This is a genomic window from Pseudoalteromonas sp. MMG010, assembly GCF_018100905.1.
Lineage (GTDB): Bacteria > Pseudomonadota > Gammaproteobacteria > Enterobacterales > Alteromonadaceae > Pseudoalteromonas.
Genome location: NZ_JAGJEG010000004.1, coordinates 115,815 through 135,822, shown reverse-complemented (window position 1 = coordinate 135,822; position 20,008 = coordinate 115,815). Strand labels below are relative to the sequence as shown.

General features: G+C 38.6%; 19 protein-coding genes. 6 read left to right on the top strand and 13 right to left on the bottom strand.

The window, feature by feature from the left end; genetic code table 11:
• Positions 1-39 precede the first annotated feature (39 nt).
• The 7 genes from J8L70_RS06650 to J8L70_RS06620 form a co-directional block, all read right to left on the bottom strand.
• Positions 40-1,404: an 8-oxoguanine deaminase gene (locus J8L70_RS06650; protein WP_211054755.1), complete on the bottom strand. Its 1,365-nt coding sequence runs from the start codon at positions 1,402-1,404 to the stop codon at positions 40-42.
• Between the two features lie 179 nt (positions 1,405-1,583).
• On the bottom strand, positions 1,584-2,849 hold the full coding sequence (locus J8L70_RS06645; RefSeq protein WP_211054754.1) for an allantoate amidohydrolase: 1,266 nt from the start codon (positions 2,847-2,849) through the stop codon (positions 1,584-1,586).
• A 24-nt stretch (positions 2,850-2,873) separates the two neighbouring features.
• Positions 2,874-4,103: an alanine--glyoxylate aminotransferase family protein gene (locus tag J8L70_RS06640; RefSeq protein WP_211054753.1), complete on the bottom strand. Its 1,230-nt coding sequence runs from the start codon at positions 4,101-4,103 to the stop codon at positions 2,874-2,876.
• Positions 4,104-4,107: 4 nt separating this feature from the next.
• Complete coding sequence (locus J8L70_RS06635) at positions 4,108-4,932, bottom strand: sulfite exporter TauE/SafE family protein (protein WP_211054752.1); 825 nt, start codon at positions 4,930-4,932, stop codon at positions 4,108-4,110.
• Positions 4,933-4,939: 7 nt separating this feature from the next.
• Complete coding sequence (locus J8L70_RS06630; protein ID WP_211054751.1) at positions 4,940-6,508, bottom strand: gamma-glutamyltransferase; 1,569 nt, start codon at positions 6,506-6,508, stop codon at positions 4,940-4,942.
• The gene (locus tag J8L70_RS06625) at positions 6,505-7,713 is read right to left on the bottom strand and encodes an amidase family protein (RefSeq protein WP_211054750.1); all 1,209 of its coding nucleotides are present in this window, start codon (positions 7,711-7,713) and stop codon (positions 6,505-6,507) included. Before J8L70_RS06625 ends, J8L70_RS06630 begins: the two co-directional genes overlap by 4 nt.
• A gap of 395 nt (positions 7,714-8,108) precedes the next feature.
• On the bottom strand, positions 8,109-8,759 hold the full coding sequence (locus J8L70_RS06620) for a TetR/AcrR family transcriptional regulator (protein ID WP_211054749.1): 651 nt from the start codon (positions 8,757-8,759) through the stop codon (positions 8,109-8,111).
• A gap of 1,318 nt (positions 8,760-10,077) precedes the next feature.
• On the opposite strand from J8L70_RS06620, the gene J8L70_RS06615 reads away from it, so the two are divergent.
• Positions 10,078-10,977 (top strand): Dyp-type peroxidase, encoded by a 900-nt coding sequence (locus J8L70_RS06615; protein WP_211054748.1) that lies wholly within the window; start codon positions 10,078-10,080, stop codon positions 10,975-10,977.
• Between the two features lie 25 nt (positions 10,978-11,002).
• On the opposite strand, the gene argR is transcribed toward J8L70_RS06615, so the two are convergent.
• Positions 11,003-11,470 (bottom strand): transcriptional regulator ArgR, encoded by a 468-nt coding sequence (argR, locus tag J8L70_RS06610; RefSeq protein ID WP_211054747.1) that lies wholly within the window; start codon positions 11,468-11,470, stop codon positions 11,003-11,005.
• Between the two features lie 214 nt (positions 11,471-11,684).
• On the opposite strand from argR, the gene mdh reads away from it, so the two are divergent.
• The gene (gene mdh, locus J8L70_RS06605; RefSeq protein WP_211054746.1) at positions 11,685-12,617 is read left to right on the top strand and encodes a malate dehydrogenase; all 933 of its coding nucleotides are present in this window, start codon (positions 11,685-11,687) and stop codon (positions 12,615-12,617) included.
• Positions 12,618-12,936: 319 nt separating this feature from the next.
• On the opposite strand, the gene J8L70_RS16055 is transcribed toward mdh, so the two are convergent.
• Positions 12,937-13,125 carry a hypothetical protein gene (locus J8L70_RS16055; protein ID WP_247664716.1) on the bottom strand — a complete coding sequence of 63 codons (189 nt, stop codon included), beginning with the start codon at positions 13,123-13,125 and terminating at the stop codon, positions 12,937-12,939.
• Between the two features lie 387 nt (positions 13,126-13,512).
• Here J8L70_RS16055 and J8L70_RS06600 point away from each other — a divergent pair, with 387 nt between their 5' ends.
• Positions 13,513-13,752, top strand: a complete 240-nt coding sequence (locus J8L70_RS06600; protein WP_211054745.1) for a helix-turn-helix transcriptional regulator — start codon at positions 13,513-13,515, stop codon at positions 13,750-13,752.
• A gap of 39 nt (positions 13,753-13,791) precedes the next feature.
• On the opposite strand, the gene J8L70_RS06595 is transcribed toward J8L70_RS06600, so the two are convergent.
• From J8L70_RS06595 to J8L70_RS06580, 4 genes are read right to left on the bottom strand one after another with little or no spacing between them, the layout of a single operon-like run.
• Positions 13,792-15,171 carry an MFS transporter gene (locus J8L70_RS06595; RefSeq protein ID WP_211054744.1) on the bottom strand — a complete coding sequence of 460 codons (1,380 nt, stop codon included), beginning with the start codon at positions 15,169-15,171 and terminating at the stop codon, positions 13,792-13,794.
• A 36-nt stretch (positions 15,172-15,207) separates the two neighbouring features.
• Positions 15,208-15,828, bottom strand: a complete 621-nt coding sequence (locus J8L70_RS06590) for a peptidylprolyl isomerase (RefSeq protein WP_211054743.1) — start codon at positions 15,826-15,828, stop codon at positions 15,208-15,210.
• The gene (locus tag J8L70_RS06585) at positions 15,825-16,391 is read right to left on the bottom strand and encodes a YajG family lipoprotein (protein ID WP_211054742.1); all 567 of its coding nucleotides are present in this window, start codon (positions 16,389-16,391) and stop codon (positions 15,825-15,827) included. The genes J8L70_RS06590 and J8L70_RS06585 overlap by 4 nt, the downstream gene beginning before the upstream one ends.
• Before the next feature lies 1 nt (position 16,392).
• Entirely contained in the window at positions 16,393-17,535 is a 1,143-nt protein-coding gene (locus J8L70_RS06580; protein ID WP_211054741.1) for a methyltransferase, read from the bottom strand.
• Between the two features lie 41 nt (positions 17,536-17,576).
• Between J8L70_RS06580 and J8L70_RS06575 the strand changes: the two genes are divergently transcribed.
• From J8L70_RS06575 to fabV, 3 genes are all read left to right on the top strand, one after another.
• Entirely contained in the window at positions 17,577-18,176 is a 600-nt protein-coding gene (locus tag J8L70_RS06575) for an alpha-ketoglutarate-dependent dioxygenase AlkB (RefSeq protein WP_211054740.1), read from the top strand.
• Positions 18,177-18,230: 54 nt separating this feature from the next.
• Positions 18,231-18,542: a BolA/IbaG family iron-sulfur metabolism protein gene (locus tag J8L70_RS06570; protein ID WP_211054827.1), complete on the top strand. Its 312-nt coding sequence runs from the start codon at positions 18,231-18,233 to the stop codon at positions 18,540-18,542.
• Positions 18,543-18,632: 90 nt separating this feature from the next.
• Positions 18,633-19,826, top strand: coding sequence for an enoyl-ACP reductase FabV (fabV, locus tag J8L70_RS06565; protein WP_211054739.1), 1,194 nt, complete (start codon positions 18,633-18,635; stop codon positions 19,824-19,826).
• Positions 19,827-20,008: the final 182 nt, after the last annotated feature.

Genomic DNA, 20,008 nt, shown 5'->3' with positions numbered 1-20,008 from the left:
CTTTTTAATAAGCCGCAGACATTTAGGTGGTATAAAACATTAAGAAAGAATAAGTTGTTTCGCTAAATTATGGTGTTGATTTTTAATCTCATTAAGATCGTGACTAAGTAATTGTGCGTCTTTGACTAGCCATTGGCCTTTACACATTACAGCATCTGCACTGTGTGCTCCGCATAACACTAAAGCGGCCAGTGGATCATGGCTGCCAGAAAAACGTAACTCATCGAGTTTAAATAAAGCAATATCGGCCTGCTTACCAACGGCTAGTTCACCGATATCAGAGCGGCCAATCACCTGTGCGGAACCTTTTGTTGCCCAATAGAGTGCATCTAAATGAGTGACTTCGTTTGCTCTATAACGTAAGCGGTTAATCATTAAAGCTTGCCTTACTTCTTGAATCATATTAGACCCATCGTTAGATGCTGAGCCATCGACACCTAAGCCTATTTTAACACCAGCAGCTTCGAGCTCTTTTGTACGGCAAATACCCGAAGCTAAAATCATGTTAGATGATGGGCAGTGACATATCCCTACCTTTGCTTTCCCTAGGCGCTGTATTTCTTCGTCATTAAAATAAATTCCATGAGCAAGCCATACATCACTGGCAAGCCAGCCAACTGATTCAAGGTAGTCAAGTGGGCGCATACCAAACATTTTGATGCAAAAATCATTTTCGTCTTCGGTTTCTGCTAAGTGAGTGTGCAGCATCACTTTGTGTTTGCGGGCAAGGGCGGCGGTTTCTTTCATTAGCTCAGTAGTCACTGAAAAGGGAGAACACGGAGCAAGCGCAATATTGATCATGCTGCCAGTTTGATGCTCATGGTATTCATTAATTAAGCGTGCTGAATCGGTTAAAATTTGAGAGTCAGTTTGCACTGTTTGCTGAGGAGGGAGGCCGCCATCTTTTTCACCTAGGCTCATTGAGCCTCGGGTTAATGTTACTCTGCATCCCATTTGTTTTGCTGCAATTACTTGTAAATCAATAGCGTGCTCTATTGCCTGCGGAAATAAATAATGATGATCGGCTACGGTGGTGCAGCCTGATAAAATTAATTCGGCTAACCCTAATTGGGTCGAGGCATGGATCATATTTGGCATTAACTTAGCCCAAATAGGGTATAAACTTTTTAACCAAGGAAACAACGGTTTATTAATTGCGCCAGGAAATGCACGAGTTAACGTTTGATATAAATGATGGTGAGTATTAATAAGCCCTGGTAAAACAACGTGCTGAGATGCGTCAAATACTTCATCAATGGGTGATTGAGGAGTTGAAAATGAAGGAACAAGCTCAATAATTGTGCCTGTTGTTTTGTCTATAACAATGCCATTTTTGGCATCTTGGCCATTAGCTGTAAAAATAGCTGATGGGTGCTTAATCCATAGTCGTTGAGGTGTGCTCATTTCATATTTTCCAATATAATTGAGCTAGGTATGATCGTAAATACGATCAAAGCCATAGCTCCAATGGGAGTTATGGCAGTGACTTGCGTGTTAATCTGCCGATTTATGTTCAATACACAGGTATTGTGTTGGGTATATCATTACATAAACAATAAAAAATCGAAATAGGTGCTGCTATTTTAATCTTTACTGCTTTTATTTGCTTGTAATACCAATGCGCTGAACATGACATTTAGCGCTTTAGTTACATCTTCATCAATAACAGCTTCTGCAGGATGATGGCTAATTCCACCAGGGCTACGAATAAATAACATCCCAATAGGGCAGATAGGTGCAATGGCCATCGCATCATGACCAGCTCCAGATGCCAGAAAAGGTGAGTTTTCTTGGTTTAAAGTACATGCTTGGCTAAATAGTGCCTGAATATAGCTATCGCATTGCACGGCCTCTGCCGCGTGTGTCCATTGCCATTGAATGGTTAAGTTACGTTGTTTGGCAATTTTTTCTGCTGTACTTTCTATGTTGCTAATTAAGTCTGCTAAATCGTTATCACTTTGTGCGCGGGCATCTAGGCTAATCGTCGTTTTTCCAGCAATAACATTTGTTGCTCCGGGGCGCACATGGACTTGTCCTACGGTAGCCACTTCACCATTTTTACAATCGTTAGCGAGCTTTTCAATCGCAATAACGAGTTCGGCTGCTGCGGTCACTGAATCTTGGCGTAAATTCATAGGTGTTGTGCCTGCATGCCCACTGTGGCCGGTTAGTGTGATCATAGCGCGTTTAGCGCCTGCAATCGCGGTAACGACACCTAACGCTTGATCTACAGACTCTAGCACTGGACCTTGCTCTATGTGAGCCTCCCAATAAGCCAGAATTTCATCTGGGTTAAGGGCTGCTTTTGCAAAATCATCGGGTTGTAAGCCAAAATCCAGCATGGCTTGGCGCATAGACATGCCTTGGGTATCGGTAATTGCTAACCAACTTGGATTAAACTCATTAGCTAATGCTTTTGAGCCAATAAGGGTGGTGGCAAAGCGGGTCCCTTCTTCATCACAAAACCCGACAACATCTAAATGAAAAGGCAAATCAAGATTTAATTGTTTTGCCAAGGCTGCTAACTCTATTGCTAGCATAACCCCTAAAATTCCATCGTAAGCTCCGGCATTTGGTACTGTATCTAAGTGAGAGCCTATAATTAAACGTTTTGCATTTGGGTTTGATGAGCGTAGGCTGCCCCATAGGTTACCTACTTCATCTTGCCATGTCTGCATGTCTGCATCATTCATCCACTGACCCACAATTTTATTACATGCTTGGTGCTCCTTAGATAAATACTCACGGTGAATACCGCCTTGCATTTGCGAAATAGCACTCAGCGTTTTACAGCGTAGTAAAGCACGGGCTGCATGGGTATTAGCAAGGTCTGGGTTCAATGTAGTCATGCGATTCCTTATTGAGTTAATGGTTTATTTATAATGAGATAAGGCAGCAAGAGCAGCCTCGCCTTTAGGACCTTTGTAGCCATTAGCATGTAAACAGGCATCTAAACTGGCAAGTGTTTGCAGTACGGCATCTTTACGTGCGTTATAACCCATAGTACCGATACGCCAAATTTTGCCATGTAGTGGACCAAACGAAGTGCCAATTTCAATCCCAAAATCACTAAGCATTTGGCCACGAACATGATCGGCATTAATACCCTGTGGGATGTATACACCTAATACGTTATTCATTTTATGATCTAAATTACCAAATACTTTAAGCCCTAAAGCCTCAATCCCATGTAACATAGCATCGCCGTGGAGCTTATGGCGTGCGACACAGTTATCAACACCTTCTTCAATGACTATCCGTGCACACTCAGAGGCACAATAAAGCATACTGGTGGCTTCGGTATGATGATTTAAGCGCTCTTCGCCCCAGTAATTCATAATCATGCCTAAATCAAAATAGTTCGAGCGTACAAATGGCTCAATACCATCTTGGTGATCTGCGGTACGTATTCCAGCTTCTACTTTTTTACGTTTTTGAATCCAGTCGGCACATTTATCACTTAGGGTGAGTGGCGCCGATCCTGATGGTCCCCCTAAACACTTTTGTAAACCAACAGATAATGCATCAAGTTTCCATTCATCGGCTGGCAGTTCATTGCCGACTATAGATGCGGTTGCATCACAGTAAAAAAGTACGTCGTGTTTTTCACAAATATCGCCAATATGAGCCAGTGGCTGGTTCATGGTTGTTGAAGTATCACCTTGTACCATTGCTAATACATGCGGCTTTATCGTGACAATTGCTTTTTCTATTTGCTCTGGTGTAAATACTTCACCCCATGGCACTTCAATGGTGTGTACTTTTGCGCCAACACGCTCGGCAATCTCTGCGAGTAAGTGACCAAACCGTCCCATTATTGGCACAAGTACTTTATCGCCAGGACGCAAAATTGAGCATAGTACGGCTTCAATACCTGCCCGAGAGGTGCCATCTATTAACATGGTCCACTCGTTTTTGGTTTTAAAAACTTCGCGGTAACGAGCCATTGTCTCGTTCATAAAGCCGGTCATAACAGGGTCGTATTGACCAATTAATTGTGCAGACATTGCACGTAATACTCGAGGATCAGCATTAATAGGACCTGGGCCCATTAGTAGTCGCTGCGGTGGATTTAACGTTTGAATTTGAGTTTCACTAAACATATTTTTAAGCTCCCAGAGTCTGAGTCAACATGCGAATGCCTGTTAGCATCAGCACAACGGCAAAAGCGCGTTTTAATTGTTTTTGATCAAGCTTACTACCTATTTTTACACCCAGTGGCGCAAATAAAATAGTGAGCGGTATAATAAGTAAAAAAGCAGGTATATTAACAAGACCCCAAGTGCCTATGGGGGCATCATTAGGTGTTGTTCCAATGCTTAATAAGGTAATTACGCCCGGTAAAGCAATGAGTAAACCAAATACTGCTGCAGTGCCAACCGCTACATGCGCACGTACATTAAAAGCACTAAGTAAAGGCACGCCGATTGTGCCACCGCCAATGCCTATCATCACTGAAAAACCACCAACGATAGAGGCCATAATCGCTTGGCCTAACTTACCGGGGAGTTGACTGACTAATGCCGGTGAACCCGCTCTAAACAGCATATTTAAACTTACTAATATAGCGATGCATGCAAACATAAGAACCAGTGCATTGCCGCGTACTGAATGAGCAACAAAACTGCCAATAATCGCCATAATTAAAATGAAAGGGGCCCAAAGTTTAATCAGTGCTAAATCTATATTCCCTTTGCTGTGATGTGATCGAATTGATGATAATGATGTTGGCACGATGGTTGCCAATGACGTAGCGGTTGCTATCATCATGGCTGACTCAGGGCTGACACCAAAACCTTGTAATAAAAAATACAAAACGGGTACTATTACAATGCCGCCACCGACACCAAATAAACCGGCTAAAATACCAGCAAAAATACCGGTAGCAATTAAGGCCACGACGATAGGCCATTGATTAATTAATTCTGACATGAGATCCCTATAAAGTTGATGTTGCAGTTGCAAGGCCGTCGGAGCGAGGGTCTGTTGCTGCTTCTAGGCTATGAGGAGTATCGATTATAGCCCCTGCATGACCCATCATTTCGTTGTTATTTTCTACGCTGACCCAGTCGTGTCCACGTTGAGTTAAATTGCTTTTAATTTGTTGTGCTAATTGCTGTTCAATTTTTAAGTTTGTACTGGTGCTACCCCATGTACGGCCAAGTAACCAGCGTGGCGCACTAATCGCTTCATTAATTGTTTTATTGCGCCAAACATAATTGCTAAATACAGCCGCTTGAGTTTGTGGCTGCCCTTCGCCTCCCATTGTGCCGTAAGCAAGTCTGCGGCCATCATCAAACTTTGCCATAGCGGGGTTTAATGTATGGGCGGGCTTTTTATTGGGAGTTAATGCATTTGCTTCACCTTTGTTAAGGCTAAAACTTAAACCACGATTATTCCATACAAAGCCACCTTCACTCATGAGTACGCCACTGCCAAATTCCCAATAAACACTTTGAATAAAGCTAACTAATTGCCCGTTTTTATCTCTTGCAGCCATCCACACTGTATCGCCCGGTTCGGCATTAAAAGGCCAGCTTTTAGCGCGTTGCATATCAATGTTATCGCTGAGCTTAGTTAAAGTATGATCAGTTAATGCCTCTTTATACTCAGTGCCAAGTACATTAGGATCAGCCCAAAGTGTTGGGCGATGAGTAAAACTTTGTTTTGTTGCCTCTACAATAAGGTGCGTCCAGTCGGCATCGTTGTGGGCGAGGTGCTTTAGTTTTTCTATCGTGCCTAAAATTTGTAAAGAATGAACACCTTGTGTTGGTGCGGGTAAATTAAAGCATGAAATCCCCGACATATTTACGACAAGAGGAGAGACCACATCGGCTTGTGTGCAAGCCATATCGTTAGCTGTTAACTTGCTACCTGCGGCAGATAAGTCGTTTGCAAAGGAGTTGGCAAGGTCTCCGTGATAAAAGGCATCTAACCCTTGCTTGGCTAAATATTCAAAGGTTTTTGCTAGCTTAGGATTTTTAAAATGCATCCCTGCTTGCAATGGTTGACCATTAGGAATATACAATTCTTTAAAGGCTTGATTGGTTTCATCTACCGCGGCCAGTTTTTCACATGCAGCTTGTAAGCTTTTAGTTACTTTAAAACCATCTTTAGCAAGGGCGATAGCGGGGGCTAAAATATCGGTTAATGGCAATGATGCGAACTCATCAAGAGATAATGCTTTTTGCCAGCCCCGAATTGTACCAGCTTGGCTAAGCGCACTTAATCCACCACGCTCAGGGATATGGTTTAATGTTTGATAAGTTTCTGTATCTGCTAATGCACGACCACAAGCATCTATTGCAATCGGTATTTTTTGATTAGCATTATCGATTAACCAAAAACCATCACCTGCAATTGAGTTCATATGAGGGTAAACCACACTAATAGCCGCCGCTGCGGCAACCATGGCTTCGGTGGCTGTCCCGCCTTGTTTTAAAATACTTAAACCCGCATTAGTTGCACTAAAGTGTGGCGCTGTAAATGCAATATTTGCTGTTGTCATAGCGAGGTATCCTGCTTAAATTGATTGCTTATGTGTGTGGCGCAAGCTAATAAGCTTTTGTCGTTTGCATGGCTCATCATTAATGAAAATCCATAAGGGTGGCCATTAGCCGTAGGTGTTAAAGGTAAATGCACTTGTGCCGAGCCACTTAATCCAGCCATTGCAGAGAGCGTTAATATTTGCATTCTTAATGGCCCGGTATCAGCCCCTAATTTTGGTGCTGTAGTGGGGGTTGTTGGTAAAAACAAACAGCTATTTTTGTTTAAATTAGCATCAATCACTTTTTGCCATTGTTGTTGTACTTGTTGCGCTTCTTTTTGTTGTGCTTCACTTAACCCAAGCGCCATATCAAATCGCGCTTGAATTGCCTCTGAAAATTCCGGTTTAGGTGTCGTGTTTTCTAACCAGTGGCGATGAGTTTTTGCAATGGCACGCCCTTGTAATATTCTAAAAGTATCGGCAAGTTCACTAAGAATTTGATCATTAGGTAGCTGAAGTGTTTTTACTTCTTTAAAGTAGGGTTTTATCTTATCTAATGCTGCGACTAGATTGCTGCGCAGTGATACATCTACTAAATCAAATAATTGCTCAGCGACGATTAGGGTATTAACGGGGGTAATTTCTTGCTCAGGAAGCAGTACATCACCTACGTTACTGAGTAAATCGGCACTTTGTGTAAACCAACCAATGGTATCAAAAGGAGGAGCAAGGGGAATAAGCCCTTCGGTGTCGATTACATTATGGCTGGGCCTTATACCATACAAACCGCAATAACTGGCAGGGATACGAATTGAGCCCCCTGTGTCAGTACCCAAACCAATATCAGCTAAGTTAGCTGCTACCGCAGCAGCAGAGCCCATGCTCGAGCCACCGCATGCATGCCCTGGAAAATGTGGGTTTTCAGCAGCACCATAATGAATATTATTGCCCTCTAGGCTATAGGCAAGCTCATCGGTATGAGTGAAGCTAATAAAGCAGCTTCCAGCTTCCATTAATTTATTAATTGCATCGGCATTTTTTATCGCAACATTGCTTGAGTTAAACCAGCTTGGATTTCCTGCACTATTAATATGGTTTTTTACGGCAAAAACGTCTTTCACTGCGAGGCGTTTATTTACTAAAGGCCCGGTATGACTTGTTTGCCAATTTTTAGGACCATGCTGACAAAAAATGCCAGTTAACTGATTACTGGTTGCAATATTCATTATTCAACTCGTTATTTTAAATAGGGATAAATAAGGCTGTCATTATTATTTAACACATTAAAAGTAATTAAATGAGTGGTGCCGCTTTTTAGTTATTGTTTTTACTTTTCGCCACATTATGACCGGCTAGCTTATTTATTACTTATTAAGCTAGCAAAAGCAATGCCAAATCCAATAAAGTTGTCCGTTCGGTCAGGTTTTTTGGCGTTGTTAGCTTTTTATTACAAAATTCAGTTAAGAATAAAGTAAATTGAATGAGGTTAAATAGCTGTTATTGTATTAAGTTGGTGCGTACTTGCACCAAGATAGCCGCCAAATATCCGTATAAAAGTATGTTTATATTGCTATAAAGAAAGTGTTTTTTAATTTACCTAAAGAAGCACTTGCACCGTTAGTTATTCATTTTTCGTCGGTACGCTCAGGCCAATACCTTTTAATATAATTTGTGCAATTGAGTCGGTGATTTCGGTGATATCTTGTGGTGTGTAATCTTTTTTATCTAAAATTAATAAAACTTCACTTTGAAAGTCAGCGTAGTATTGCGTGGTAGACCAAATTGTAAATAGCAGGTGGTAAGGATTAACGCTATCAATCTTTCCTTGATCAATCCAGCTTTGGAATAGTGCAGCTTTTTTCTTCACCCAAGGCCGAGTGCTACTGCTAATATAATTTTGTAAATAAGGGGCACCTCGTAGCACTTCACCGGCAAATAATCGAGATTGTAGCGGTTGTGCAATAGATAAGCTTACTTTGTTTTTTATGTAATTGTATAAAACAATGGCAGGTTCTTGTGTTGCGTTTATATCATTTAACCCAAGGTTCCAATTGACTACAATGCGGTCTATAACTGCTTCGTATAAGCCATCTTTACTTTTAAAGTAATATAAAATGTTAGCCTTTGGAACTTGTGCTGCTTTGGCAATCATGCTCATACTAGCGCCATCGTAGCCTAGTTGAGAAAACAACTGCTCTGCTGCATTTAGAATTAATTGTTGGTTTTTTTCTCGGGTAACTTCTTTTTTATTCAACTTTATTTCAGTAGTCATTATTGAGGTTAGCATGATTAAACAGTGATTCATTTTTAACTTTGTTGACCAAAAGGTCAACGACTGAATATGAAATAGATCTAAACAAAATAAAATAAGCTTCGAATTTAATTAATTACAGTAAAGGCAGAGAAGGGCGATTTTCAATGATATAAATGATTAATACATCTGAAAAATATCCGGCTGATTTATGATGTTCGATATTTTATAAAGTAAGAGTTGCGTTTGATATTAGGTGAATCGTAAGTAGGTAATAAATTTTAGATAAAGAAAAGCGCGCTCTAATAAATAGGCGCGCTTGCGGAATCTTCTAATTTTTTGCATCCTGCAACGAGCTTAATCATTTCCAAATGAATACATTTCCATGTCTGTTGATATATTACTTTTCGTTCTATTCAACGTAGGCCATCCGGGCCTATTTCCTTTTACTCCATTACATCCTGTAAGGTAAAATCTATTACCATCCTTTTTTCACATCATCCTGATGTAATCCATTAAAACAGTTCCATTGCGTTACCTTAAAGGCCTGTCCTTATTTCCATTTTAACATCCTGTTATTGCAACACCCTGTTGCTATCCATTATGCATCGTCCTAATGCTATCCATATATTAAACAAATCCATTGCGGTACTCATCCTGAGCCTGTCCTTTATATCCTAACTTCCTGCTAAACCTTTCATTGGTTATACAAGTAAACCATCCTAGCTTACTTATTAAGCATCTTTGCTTTGATGTAGGTAATTATAGGTTAATTATGGGAATAGAATAGCTCTAAACAGGCTTTGTAAGCATTGAGCTTTATTGTGATTAAAATAAAAGTTATATATTACAGTTGCTTAGAGTTAATGTGCTGCATTTTGATACGTGTGTTTACTCATATGCTGGCAACACCGTAAGAGATATCTCACAAATATAATATTAAAAGTGGCGTCAGCTTTAGCGGGGAGTTTAAAATTTACTTTTATTGAGTTGATTCTTAAGGGGCAGATGGATTACTTATTATTTAATCTATTTTTATATTTAACAAGAAATATATCATACATATTGCAAAGGTAGTTGCAGAGCTTCTAGCTCAGGGCATATACTTACAAGCAATATTAACAATGGCTGAATGATATTATGGCGTATAAATAATTAGCGCTGTTTGTTAGCTGCGTTACTGCGATGTTTAGCTAACGATATTCATCATTTTAATAGTGTACTTTTTGTATAACCCGCACGCTTTATTTTTTAAGGCTAGGAATAATAAAAATAAAACCTCAACACTTAATATAACAAATACGTTTTATTAGGTGTATTAATTAGCTAAGGATTAATCATGGCACAAGCGCAATCTGGAATTTGTGCTGAAGCAAACCTGCATGGGTTACATTTGTTTTTTAACGTACTTGATGCTCAAGATGAATCCTTACGGGCTAAGCTTAAACATGTCAGTGTGATAGAAGCTGAATTTAATGATCAGTTTTCTGAATCGATGCTGTCGTGTATGGTCGCGATTGGGGCGCAATATTGGCCTCATATATTGCCTGAGTTTATCCCAAGTCAATTACAAAGTTTTCCTAACATAAATCACAGTGAGCATGTAATGAGTGCACAACCTTGTGATTTATTTGTACAAATTCGATCTGATAGAGAAGATGTAAATCATTTACTTGCATTACAAATTTTAAAATTATTTACACCGGATGTAGAGCTTGTTGAGCAAATTCGCAATTTTAGATTTTTAGATGGCCGTGACTTTAATGGCTTTATTTATGGGGGGGATACCCCTCATGGTCGTCAAAAACGAGCAACGGCTTTAGTGAATAAACCTGGGACTTTCGAAGATTTAGGGAGCTATATTCATGTTCAGCGTTTTAAACACGATTTAACTATTTGGCAGCATCTGTCTCTTGATGAACAAGAGCAAATAATGGGGCGGACGCGATTAGACAATAGCCCTTTGAGCGAAAAGTTAGAAACTAGCCACGCAACACGTTGTGAAATTAAAGATCAACAAGGTAACCCTATTTTACTTAACCAAAGCATGCCTTACGGGGATGTATATGAACAAGGGCTATTATCAATCAGTTGCTCATCATCAGGTAATGCCTTTGAACAAGTCTTACGTAGTCGCTTAGGAACCGCTGAATGTTATGATCACTGGCTTGATTTTACTCAAGCCGATATGGGTAGCGCTTTTTTTGCCCCGTCAGTGACCTTTTTAAAGCAATTATAATCTGCCTTGTTATTATTTTTTAAGTTTATACGGTATCGAAAAGAACACGCACTCGCTCTAACGTAATATCGATTTCAGATATTTTAGCTGGGGCAATAAAAATAGTATCATCACCAGCAATTGTGCCTAATACACCATCAGCTTTGCCTAAAGAATCAAGTAAGCGAGCTATTAATTGAGCCGCGCCTGGGCTGGTGGTAATTATAATCATCATTTCGTTATGCATAATATCAATAACAAGCTGACGCAACGGACTTTTTGCTGTTGGAACCCCCATTTCTGCAGGTAAGCAATACACCATTTCTTGTTTGGCATTACGTGTGCGCACGGCGCCAAACTTGCTCAACATACGTGATACTTTACTTTGACTTATATTATCAAAGCCTTGTTCTTTTAATGCCTCTACTATTTCGCCCTGAGAGCCAAAATTCTCTTCTTTTAAAAGTGCTTTAAATGCTTTTACCAGCGCTTCTTGCTTATCTTGTGGTTGCATATTGTTCGTCTTGTTATTATTTGTGGGTAAAATTATACACAAAAATGAATAATTATGCAGCAGTTGTTCGCCTTTAAACCCCGCAAATAAAGCAAGAATAAAACTATGGTCGAAAATATATGCAAAAAAAGCCGGATAAATTTGTTTTTAGGCGTTAATTTCATTATCTTAAGGGCCACAAATATTTCCTATCTTCAAATTACGGAGAATTCCAATGAAAGTTGCTGTATTAGGTGCTGCAGGCGGTATCGGTCAAGCGTTGTCTTTATTATTAAAAACAGGTTTACCAGCTGGTTCTGAATTATCACTTTACGATGTTGCACCAGTTGTTCCTGGTGTTGCTGTTGACCTATCTCACATCCCTACAGATGTTAAAGTTGCGGGTTTTGGTGCTGATGCATTAGATCAAGCTTTAACTGGTTGTGACATTGTACTTATTCCAGCGGGTATGCCACGTAAACCAGGTATGGACCGTGCTGATTTATTTAATGTGAATGCAGGTATCATTAAAACGTTAGCTGAAGGTATTGTTGCTAATTGTCCTAAAGCATTAGTAGGTATTATCACTAACCCAGTAAACGGTACTGTGCCAATTGTTGCTGAAGTATTTAAAAAAGCAGGCACTTACGATGCTAACCGTGTATTCGGTATTACGACATTAGATGTTATTCGTTCTGAAGCATTTGTTGCTGAACTTAAAGGTGTTGATGTAGACACTGTTAAAGTTCCTGTGATCGGTGGTCACTCAGGTACAACTATTCTTCCTCTACTTTCACAAGTAGAAGGCGTAAGCTTCACTGAAGAAGAAGTTGCAGCATTAACTCCACGTATTCAAAATGCGGGTACTGAAGTAGTAAATGCTAAAGCCGGTGGCGGTTCAGCTACATTATCTATGGGCGCCGCTGCTGCTCGTTTTTGTATGTCTTTAGTTAAAGGCTTACAAGGTGAAGACGTGGTTGATTACGCTTATGTTGCTGTTGAAAATGGCGATGCTGAGTATTTCGCTCACCCTGTGCGTTTAGGTAAAAACGGCGTAGAAGAAATTCTTTCTTACGGCGAGCTAAGTGCATTTGAAGAAAAAGCTAAAAATGACATGCTTGAAACACTTAAAAAAGACATCAAAGAAGGTGTTGATTTTATGGCGTAATAGCCAAAGTGTCGTGTTAGCCTAAAGTATGTAGGCTAACTTTATGAGCTGCTTATATTAAAAAATAATATGAGCAGTTCATTTTAAATTGTTCTAACTAAACCTAAACCTTATTACTTTTTATACTTTTACTCTGCTCTTTCGCCTCATTGCCATGTCATTTTAAATTCATATTGTTATTACTACTGTTATAGGTTTTTAAGTTGTATCGCTTAACATACATACTTTTTACTACCCAAAACGTTTTCACTCTTGCGTGTAAAATTTAGCTTACTTGTCCCTTAATTTTAAATTTTAGCAATGAATAAATTTAGTCTAGCTAGAATTCACTAGGCGAGTATTCGGTTATTTGTATCATTAAAATGAAAAAACCTAATACAAACGCTGATAATCCTAAAATATAAAAAAAACCTTTTTTTCCTTGTTTTACAGGTACTTTATTTATTTTTAAGAAGGAATACCACGCTATACATAAAACGATGGGAAGCAAAAAAATTAATCTAATCATAAATTCCTCTATATTATTTAATTGTCTTTATTGCAATTATTGTTGTTTGTTTTGATGCTTTAATGTTAACGGTGTGTTCCTTGTTTTATTTTTATCTCATATATACTGGTAGGAGCACAGTAAATGTAATATTAAAGTATCATTAGTAATAATGGTTTAGTTTTTATTTAATTAGTGCAAAGTAAACAATTAAATTTTAACCAGGTGTATATTAGTATATAATGTATTCAGAATGGGACGGGCAAAATTTCATTCTTTTTTAATAAACTTAAAGATGCCGTATTAGATTGCAGCTTGTTATTGGAATAGCAAATTGATTTAAGTGGTTAACACTTATTTCACTGCATTTTAAATGGGTATGTCAGATCATCAAGTAGGAGATGTTATATGATGGGCAAGACTGTTTCTTCACAAGAGAACGAAAGATTAACTAAATGGCTTAAAGTTAAGCGCCATGAAAAGGGGCATACAATGCGAAGCCTTGCACAAGTACTGGGTACGCCGCACTCTTTTATTGGTAAAATAGAAAACCAGGAGCGTCGTTTAGATGTCATTGAGTTTGTACGTTATTGTACTGCACTTGAGGTCGACCCGCTCGAAGCTTTAGGGTTATTACAAGCTGGTTGATAAGATTATTAGGGTGTTGCTGTTTTTACACCCTAATACTTATGTTTTATTATGATAATTTCTTTCAAGTTGGTAGAGTTTGCCTTTAATAAGGTACAAAAATATAAGCGAAGGTAAAACCATTAAAGCTGTCAGCAGAAAAAATAGTGCCCAATTTCCAGCTAACCAGTCATCTATTACAACCCCGCTATAACTTGATAATAATGTTCGTCCTAAATTCCCCAGTGATGCTAAAAGTGCATAATGTGTCGCACTGAATGCTCTATCACACAGCATAGATATAAACGCGACCATAGCAACTAAAGACCAAGCTTGTGTAAAACCATCGATCACGATAGCAAACGCGTATAAACCTAAATTAGGGCCGACTAACGCAATAGCACTAAATGCTAAGTTAGAAGCTGCCATAGCAATACCGCTAATGAATAGACCTTTTACAATGCCATATTTTTGATTGAATAGGCTTCCTATGAAACTAAATATAATAGTAAGCACAGCGGTACCTACTTTAGAAAATGTGGCGATATCGCTGTTACTAAAACCAATTTCTTTATAAAAAACAATAGACATTCGTCCTAAAAAGGCTTCACCAATTTTAAATAAAAATATAAAGGCTAATAACGCTAATGCTGTTTTTACACCATTTTTAGCAAAAAACGTTTTAAATGGGTCTATAACTGTCACCCCTAACCAAGCAATGACTTTTGTCAGTGGGGTCTGCCTCTTTGTGGCTATTTTATTTAGGTATTGCTGCTCTAATTTAGCATGTGTTGCTTCACGATTTGATTGAGGTTCGTTAGCCCATAATGCACCAGTCATTAAAAAAAGAATAATAACAGCTAAAAAGTAATAAATTTGCGGCCAATCAATTGCGCGAAGATCTGCCATATAAAATGGGATCGCACCTAATAAAGCATATCCGGTCCACCATCCTGATGTTGCCATAGCAGCGGCTGCAGTACTTTTGTGAGACTCGTTTTCATTAAGGGTATCAATGCGAAAGGCATCAATTGCAATATCTTGTGTCGCTGAGGCTATCGCAATTAAAAAGCTTAAGCTTGCAGCGATGGCCAAGTTCATTTTTATGTCGAGACCGGCGAGCATTAAAGTGCCAAAAAACATGATGCATTGGCATAATATGATCCAACTTCGACGCTGTCCTAACTTTTTATATAAAAACGGTAGTTTGATACGATCAATTAATGGTGACCATAAAAAGTTGATACTATAGGCACCAAAAACAATGCCAAATAGCCCAATCATACTGCGGCTAAGACCTTCATCTTTAAGCCAAGCTGACATAACTGAGCCAATTAAAACCCATGGAAAGCCACTACTAATGCCGAAAATAAAAATATTAATGAGCCGTTTATCTTTAAAGTACGAAAAGTATTCTTGCAAAGAGAGTGTTTTATTCATAGGGCCTTCAGTGGCTAATGTATTTAAATTTGTTGATTATAATGGTGTATGTGCCAGTACTTTTATATTTAGTATTACAACCGGATCTACGGGGACAAAGTCATAACCAATTTTTTCGTTAAATCCTGTTTTAACGGCCATTATTTTGTCTAATGTGTCATAGCCATCCATTACATTTCCAAATACAGCAAACCCCCATTCTCGGCCTGGGTTTAAATGGTCGTTATTTTCCATGTTAAAAAAGAATTGACGGGTACCTGTATGCGGCTCTCTATCTTGATAAGCCATTGCGATACTATACATATCATTTTTAAGGCCGTTTCCGCTTTCGTTAAAAATAGGATCATTTTCATGTAAACCATCGTAATCTTTATCGTATCCTCCTCCTTGAATAACAAAATCACGGTCATTCTCTACATCGCGTTCAACGCGGTGAAATACACTGCCTTGATAGCTTTTATCCATCACATAAGTAAGAAAGTTATTAACGGTAATAGGGGCTTTTGAGCGGTCTAATTCAACCACTATATTGCCAAGAGAGGTGACTATTTCAACCTGGGGGAAGATATTATCTTTTTGTACAAAGCGGCCTTCTTGAGCCGCAAAAATTGAGTGACTTATTAATGTACAAAGAGTGAAGAGTATTATTTTTTTCATGGGGTGCCTTCTAAAAATGTAATTAATTCAGGATCAGAAACGATACGCGTAATAAGCTGCTCGGTTAGCTTATTTAGTTGGCCTTCGATTTTAGCTCTATCGTGACTTAATGGGCCTTCTAAATTGGCAGTCCCCGAATATGTTTTACTAAAATTGCTATTTGCACGAATAATACGCACTGTAAAAGCCGTGTTAGCATGGCTGGTATGGCTCATTAGCTTTTCTGTTACAACACTCTGCAGCGTATTTATATCAAGCTCAAAACGAGTTGTTGCACGATTTGAGACCCTAGCGCCGTTACGGCTAAGGGCACTGTCGAGGATACTTTTTACCGAATCAGCAACACCTTGACTCGCAATTGTTTTCGTTTGCTTATCGTTAATAATCTTTAGCGTACTATTGTCACCACGTAAATCAATAACACTGGTACTTACGCTGGCGTTAATATTACTCACCTGTGCGTTTTTATACACTGGATTAAAAATAACTTGATTTTGGGGGGCACTGCAAGCGGTTAGTGTCATTAATAAAGTGCAGTAAATACCTATTTTCAACATGTTCATTTTATAGCGTTCCACTATTTTTTGTTGCGCTCAATACGACAAACTTTTTATTTGAGCCCAATAATTTACAGTTTCCAAACATACGATTTAGTTTATCGTGATAGTCTAAATGACGATTACCTATAATACGCAGCTCACCACCTTCTTTTAATGTATCCTTTGCTTGTTTAAACATTTGCCATGCAATGTGATCAGTTACAGCTTGAGCTTGATGAAAAGGGGGATTACAAAGCACAATATCAACACTATTTTTAGCAAAGCCAGTTAAACAGTCATTCTCAATAAATTGACAATCATCAAAGCGAGATTCTAAATTTTGCTCTACATTTAAGCGCGCTGATTCTACAGCCATATATGATTCATCGACAAATGTAACCGCTGCATTTGGGCAGCGCGATAATGTCATTAACCCGACTACGCCATTGCCACAGCCTAAGTCTATAATACTTTTAGATTTAGGCGTTTGTGGTAGGTAATTAAAAAAGAAACGAGCCCCTATATCTAATGAGTCACGCGAAAATACATTCGCGTGATTAGTAATTTTAAAATCAGTGCCTTCAAGTTCCCAGTTTATAGGGAAGTCGGTTGACTGATATCCGCCTTTAGCTTGGCTGATAATTAAGCGGGATTTTTTAACCGCTAAACTGGTTTTTGTTTCACCAATAAAGCGCTCAAATGCTTTAATAGTCGAATTGTGTATCTCTTTTGTTTTACCTGCAGCAATCACCGGGGTGTTGGGTGCTAATATTTCGCTTAATTCACTTAACTGAAATTGTAAAAAGCCGGTATTACGTGGTATTTTCACCAGTACTAAATCGACGTTTTCAGGCAGCGACGATAAACTATCTAACTGTGTGAAATTGGCAGTAGAAAGCTTATTTTCTTGCATATTGTACGCTGCTGCTTGATGACTAATATATGAGTCGTTGACTGAACAAACAGTTAACTGACTAAAGTAACAAGACAGGGCACCAAAGCTGTCGTTTAAAATGAGCAACGAGCGACAATCAGGGTGGTGTTCATTTATATAGTTAATAAGGTACTCATCACCAGAATCCCAAGCTTGTAGGCTACGGTTTTTTTGATCTAAAGGAAAACGCTCTAAGGTAAAGGTTTTGTCACCGAGCTTTGCTTGTGTTGTCATAATAGTTTTGGTTCAGTAATCTAATGTAGGTAAATTCTAACATGCAACGCCCAAACGCCAACCCCCAACTGTTACCAAATGGCTTTTCTTATCAACCAAAAGCAATAAGTGCGCAGAAAAGTCTCAATTTATTTTACTATTTACAGAAAAATCTCAATTGGCAGCAACCCTCAACTCACGTTTATGGCAAAACAGCACCGATCCCCAGGTTGCAATGCTTTTTCAGTGATAACGCTATTAATTATGGTTACTCTCAAACTTCTTTGCGAGTTGAAGTTTGGGATAATATTTTGCTTGCTTTAAAACGCCGACTTGAAAACAGTTTAAACCGGCCATTTAATTCGTTACTGGTGAATTATTATCGAGATGGTAACGATACCATGGGTTTTCATAGTGATGATGAAATAGAGCTTGGACCTGAGCCTTGTATTGCTTGTATATCACTAGGAGCAGAACGAGCAATAAAATTAAAACATAAAGCGAGTAACAAAGTGAGTAATTTTAAATTACAAAGTGGTAGCTTGTTGCTGATGCATGGATATAGTCAGCGCGATTATCAGCATGCTATTGCTAAGCAAACAGCGTTACTACATCCACGGATAAGTTTAACCTTTAGGTATATTTTACCGTCACGGATGTAGCCAATTTATTCACTTACTTGTTATAGTTAACGTATTAATTAGCAATACAGTTTAATATCGATGCAACAACAGATTGAACAAAAGTTAGGTGATGCAATTGCATGCAAGCATTTAAATGTCATAAATGAAAGCCATATGCATAGCCGCGGAATTGACTCTCATTTTAAAGTGATTATTGTTAGTGAAGAGTTTACTGGTAAGCGTTTATTACAGCGCCATCGTTTAGTAAACGAAATATTAAAAGATGAACTAGCACATCATATTCATGCTTTAGCGATACATACTTACACGCCTGACGAATATGCACAGCAAGAAGGGCAAGCGCCTGCATCTCCAACCTGTTTAGGTGGTTCGAAAATCAGTTAATGGGTGTATGTTAAACTGATCAGATCAGTGTTTTTAGTATTAGCCTTTAAACTAGCGCTAATTTTTATAGTAAAAGATATAGGATGATCAATGGTCATTAAGCCTAAAATTCGTGGATTTATCTGCACAAATGCTCACCCTGTAGGTTGTGCAGAACATGTACAAGAGCAAATTAACTATGTTAAACAGCAAGGTACATTAAAAAATGCCCCTAAAAATGTGCTCGTTATTGGTGCATCTACAGGTTATGGTTTGGCATCACGTATTACCGCAGCTTTTGGTGGTGGTGCTAAAACATTAGGTATTTTCTTTGAAAAAGAAGGGACTGAACGTAAAACAGGTTCAGCGGGTTGGTATAATACTGCTGCATTTCAGGCTGCTGCGGATGATGCTGGAATTTGGTCTAAAAACATCAATGGCGATGCGTTTTCTAATGAAATAAAACAAAAAGCAATTGAGACCATTAAAGCAGAGCTAGGAAAAATAGACTGTGTTATTTATAGCTTAGCATCTCCTCGTAGAACCGATCCAAACACCGGTGAAGTATATTCTTCTACGCTTAAGCCGATTGGTAACTCAGTTACCACTAAAAACTTAAATACATCAAAACGTGAAATTGACGAAATTACCGTTGAAGCTGCAACCCAAGATGATATCGACAATACGATTAAAGTAATGGGTGGTGAAGATTGGGAAATGTGGATTGATGCACTTAAAGAAGCCGGTGTGCTTGCTGAAAACTTTAAAACAAGTGCTTATACCTATATTGGAAAAGAATTAACCTGGCCTATTTATGGTCACGCAACAATTGGTAAAGCAAAAGAAGATTTAGACCGTGCAACAGTAGCAATTAAAGCGGCGACAGCTGACTTAAATGGCCAAGCGTACGTGTCATCATTAAATGCGGTGGTTACTCAGGCAAGCTCTGCTATCCCAATAATGCCATTGTATATCTCTGCTTTGTTTAAAGTAATGAAGCAAGATGGTACGTATGAGGGCACTATTGAGCAAATTCACGGTTTATTTACTGAGAATTTATATGGTGATAATCCACGTTTTGATGACGGTGGTCACTTATTCCAAAACTATAAAGAGCTTGAAGATGATGTTCAATCGCGTATTCAACACGTGTGGGATAGTGTAAAAACTGACTCGATAGATGAGCTAACAGATTATGTTGGTTATCATAATGAGTTTTTACGTTTGTTTGGTTTTGGTATTGATGGCGTTGATTACGACAGCGATGTGAATCCAATGCAACCTATCGCTAATATGATTGACTAATAGTTTATTAGCTAGCGGTAATCGCTGTATGCGCTTATAAAATGAAATGGCGTGCTTTACTTTAGTTATAACAAAGTAAAGCACGCCATTTTTTATAATGTGATGTTTTATTTTGTGTCAAAAAAACTAAAGATGAGAGATGATTTAATTAACCCATGTCACTAATGCTAAAATTAGTAACA

Coding starts and splice junctions, on each gene's coding strand:
- argR (WP_211054747.1), bottom strand. CDS start 11,470: ATGCAACCACAAGATAAGCAAGAAGCGCTGGTAAAAGCATTTAAAGCA.
- J8L70_RS06650 (WP_211054755.1), bottom strand. CDS start 1,404: ATGAGCACACCTCAACGACTATGGATTAAGCACCCATCAGCTATTTTT.
- J8L70_RS06575 (WP_211054740.1), top strand. CDS start 17,577: ATGCAACGCCCAAACGCCAACCCCCAACTGTTACCAAATGGCTTTTCT.
- J8L70_RS06595 (WP_211054744.1), bottom strand. CDS start 15,171: ATGAATAAAACACTCTCTTTGCAAGAATACTTTTCGTACTTTAAAGAT.
- J8L70_RS16055 (WP_247664716.1), bottom strand. CDS start 13,125: ATGATTAGATTAATTTTTTTGCTTCCCATCGTTTTATGTATAGCGTGG.
- fabV (WP_211054739.1), top strand. CDS start 18,633: ATGGTCATTAAGCCTAAAATTCGTGGATTTATCTGCACAAATGCTCAC.
- J8L70_RS06620 (WP_211054749.1), bottom strand. CDS start 8,759: ATGACTACTGAAATAAAGTTGAATAAAAAAGAAGTTACCCGAGAAAAA.
- J8L70_RS06590 (WP_211054743.1), bottom strand. CDS start 15,828: ATGAAAAAAATAATACTCTTCACTCTTTGTACATTAATAAGTCACTCA.
- mdh (WP_211054746.1), top strand. CDS start 11,685: ATGAAAGTTGCTGTATTAGGTGCTGCAGGCGGTATCGGTCAAGCGTTG.
- J8L70_RS06615 (WP_211054748.1), top strand. CDS start 10,078: ATGGCACAAGCGCAATCTGGAATTTGTGCTGAAGCAAACCTGCATGGG.
- J8L70_RS06630 (WP_211054751.1), bottom strand. CDS start 6,508: ATGACAACAGCAAATATTGCATTTACAGCGCCACACTTTAGTGCAACT.
- J8L70_RS06600 (WP_211054745.1), top strand. CDS start 13,513: ATGATGGGCAAGACTGTTTCTTCACAAGAGAACGAAAGATTAACTAAA.
- J8L70_RS06625 (WP_211054750.1), bottom strand. CDS start 7,713: ATGAATATTGCAACCAGTAATCAGTTAACTGGCATTTTTTGTCAGCAT.
- J8L70_RS06640 (WP_211054753.1), bottom strand. CDS start 4,103: ATGTTTAGTGAAACTCAAATTCAAACGTTAAATCCACCGCAGCGACTA.
- J8L70_RS06635 (WP_211054752.1), bottom strand. CDS start 4,932: ATGTCAGAATTAATTAATCAATGGCCTATCGTCGTGGCCTTAATTGCT.
- J8L70_RS06585 (WP_211054742.1), bottom strand. CDS start 16,391: ATGAACATGTTGAAAATAGGTATTTACTGCACTTTATTAATGACACTA.
- J8L70_RS06645 (WP_211054754.1), bottom strand. CDS start 2,849: ATGACTACATTGAACCCAGACCTTGCTAATACCCATGCAGCCCGTGCT.
- J8L70_RS06580 (WP_211054741.1), bottom strand. CDS start 17,535: ATGACAACACAAGCAAAGCTCGGTGACAAAACCTTTACCTTAGAGCGT.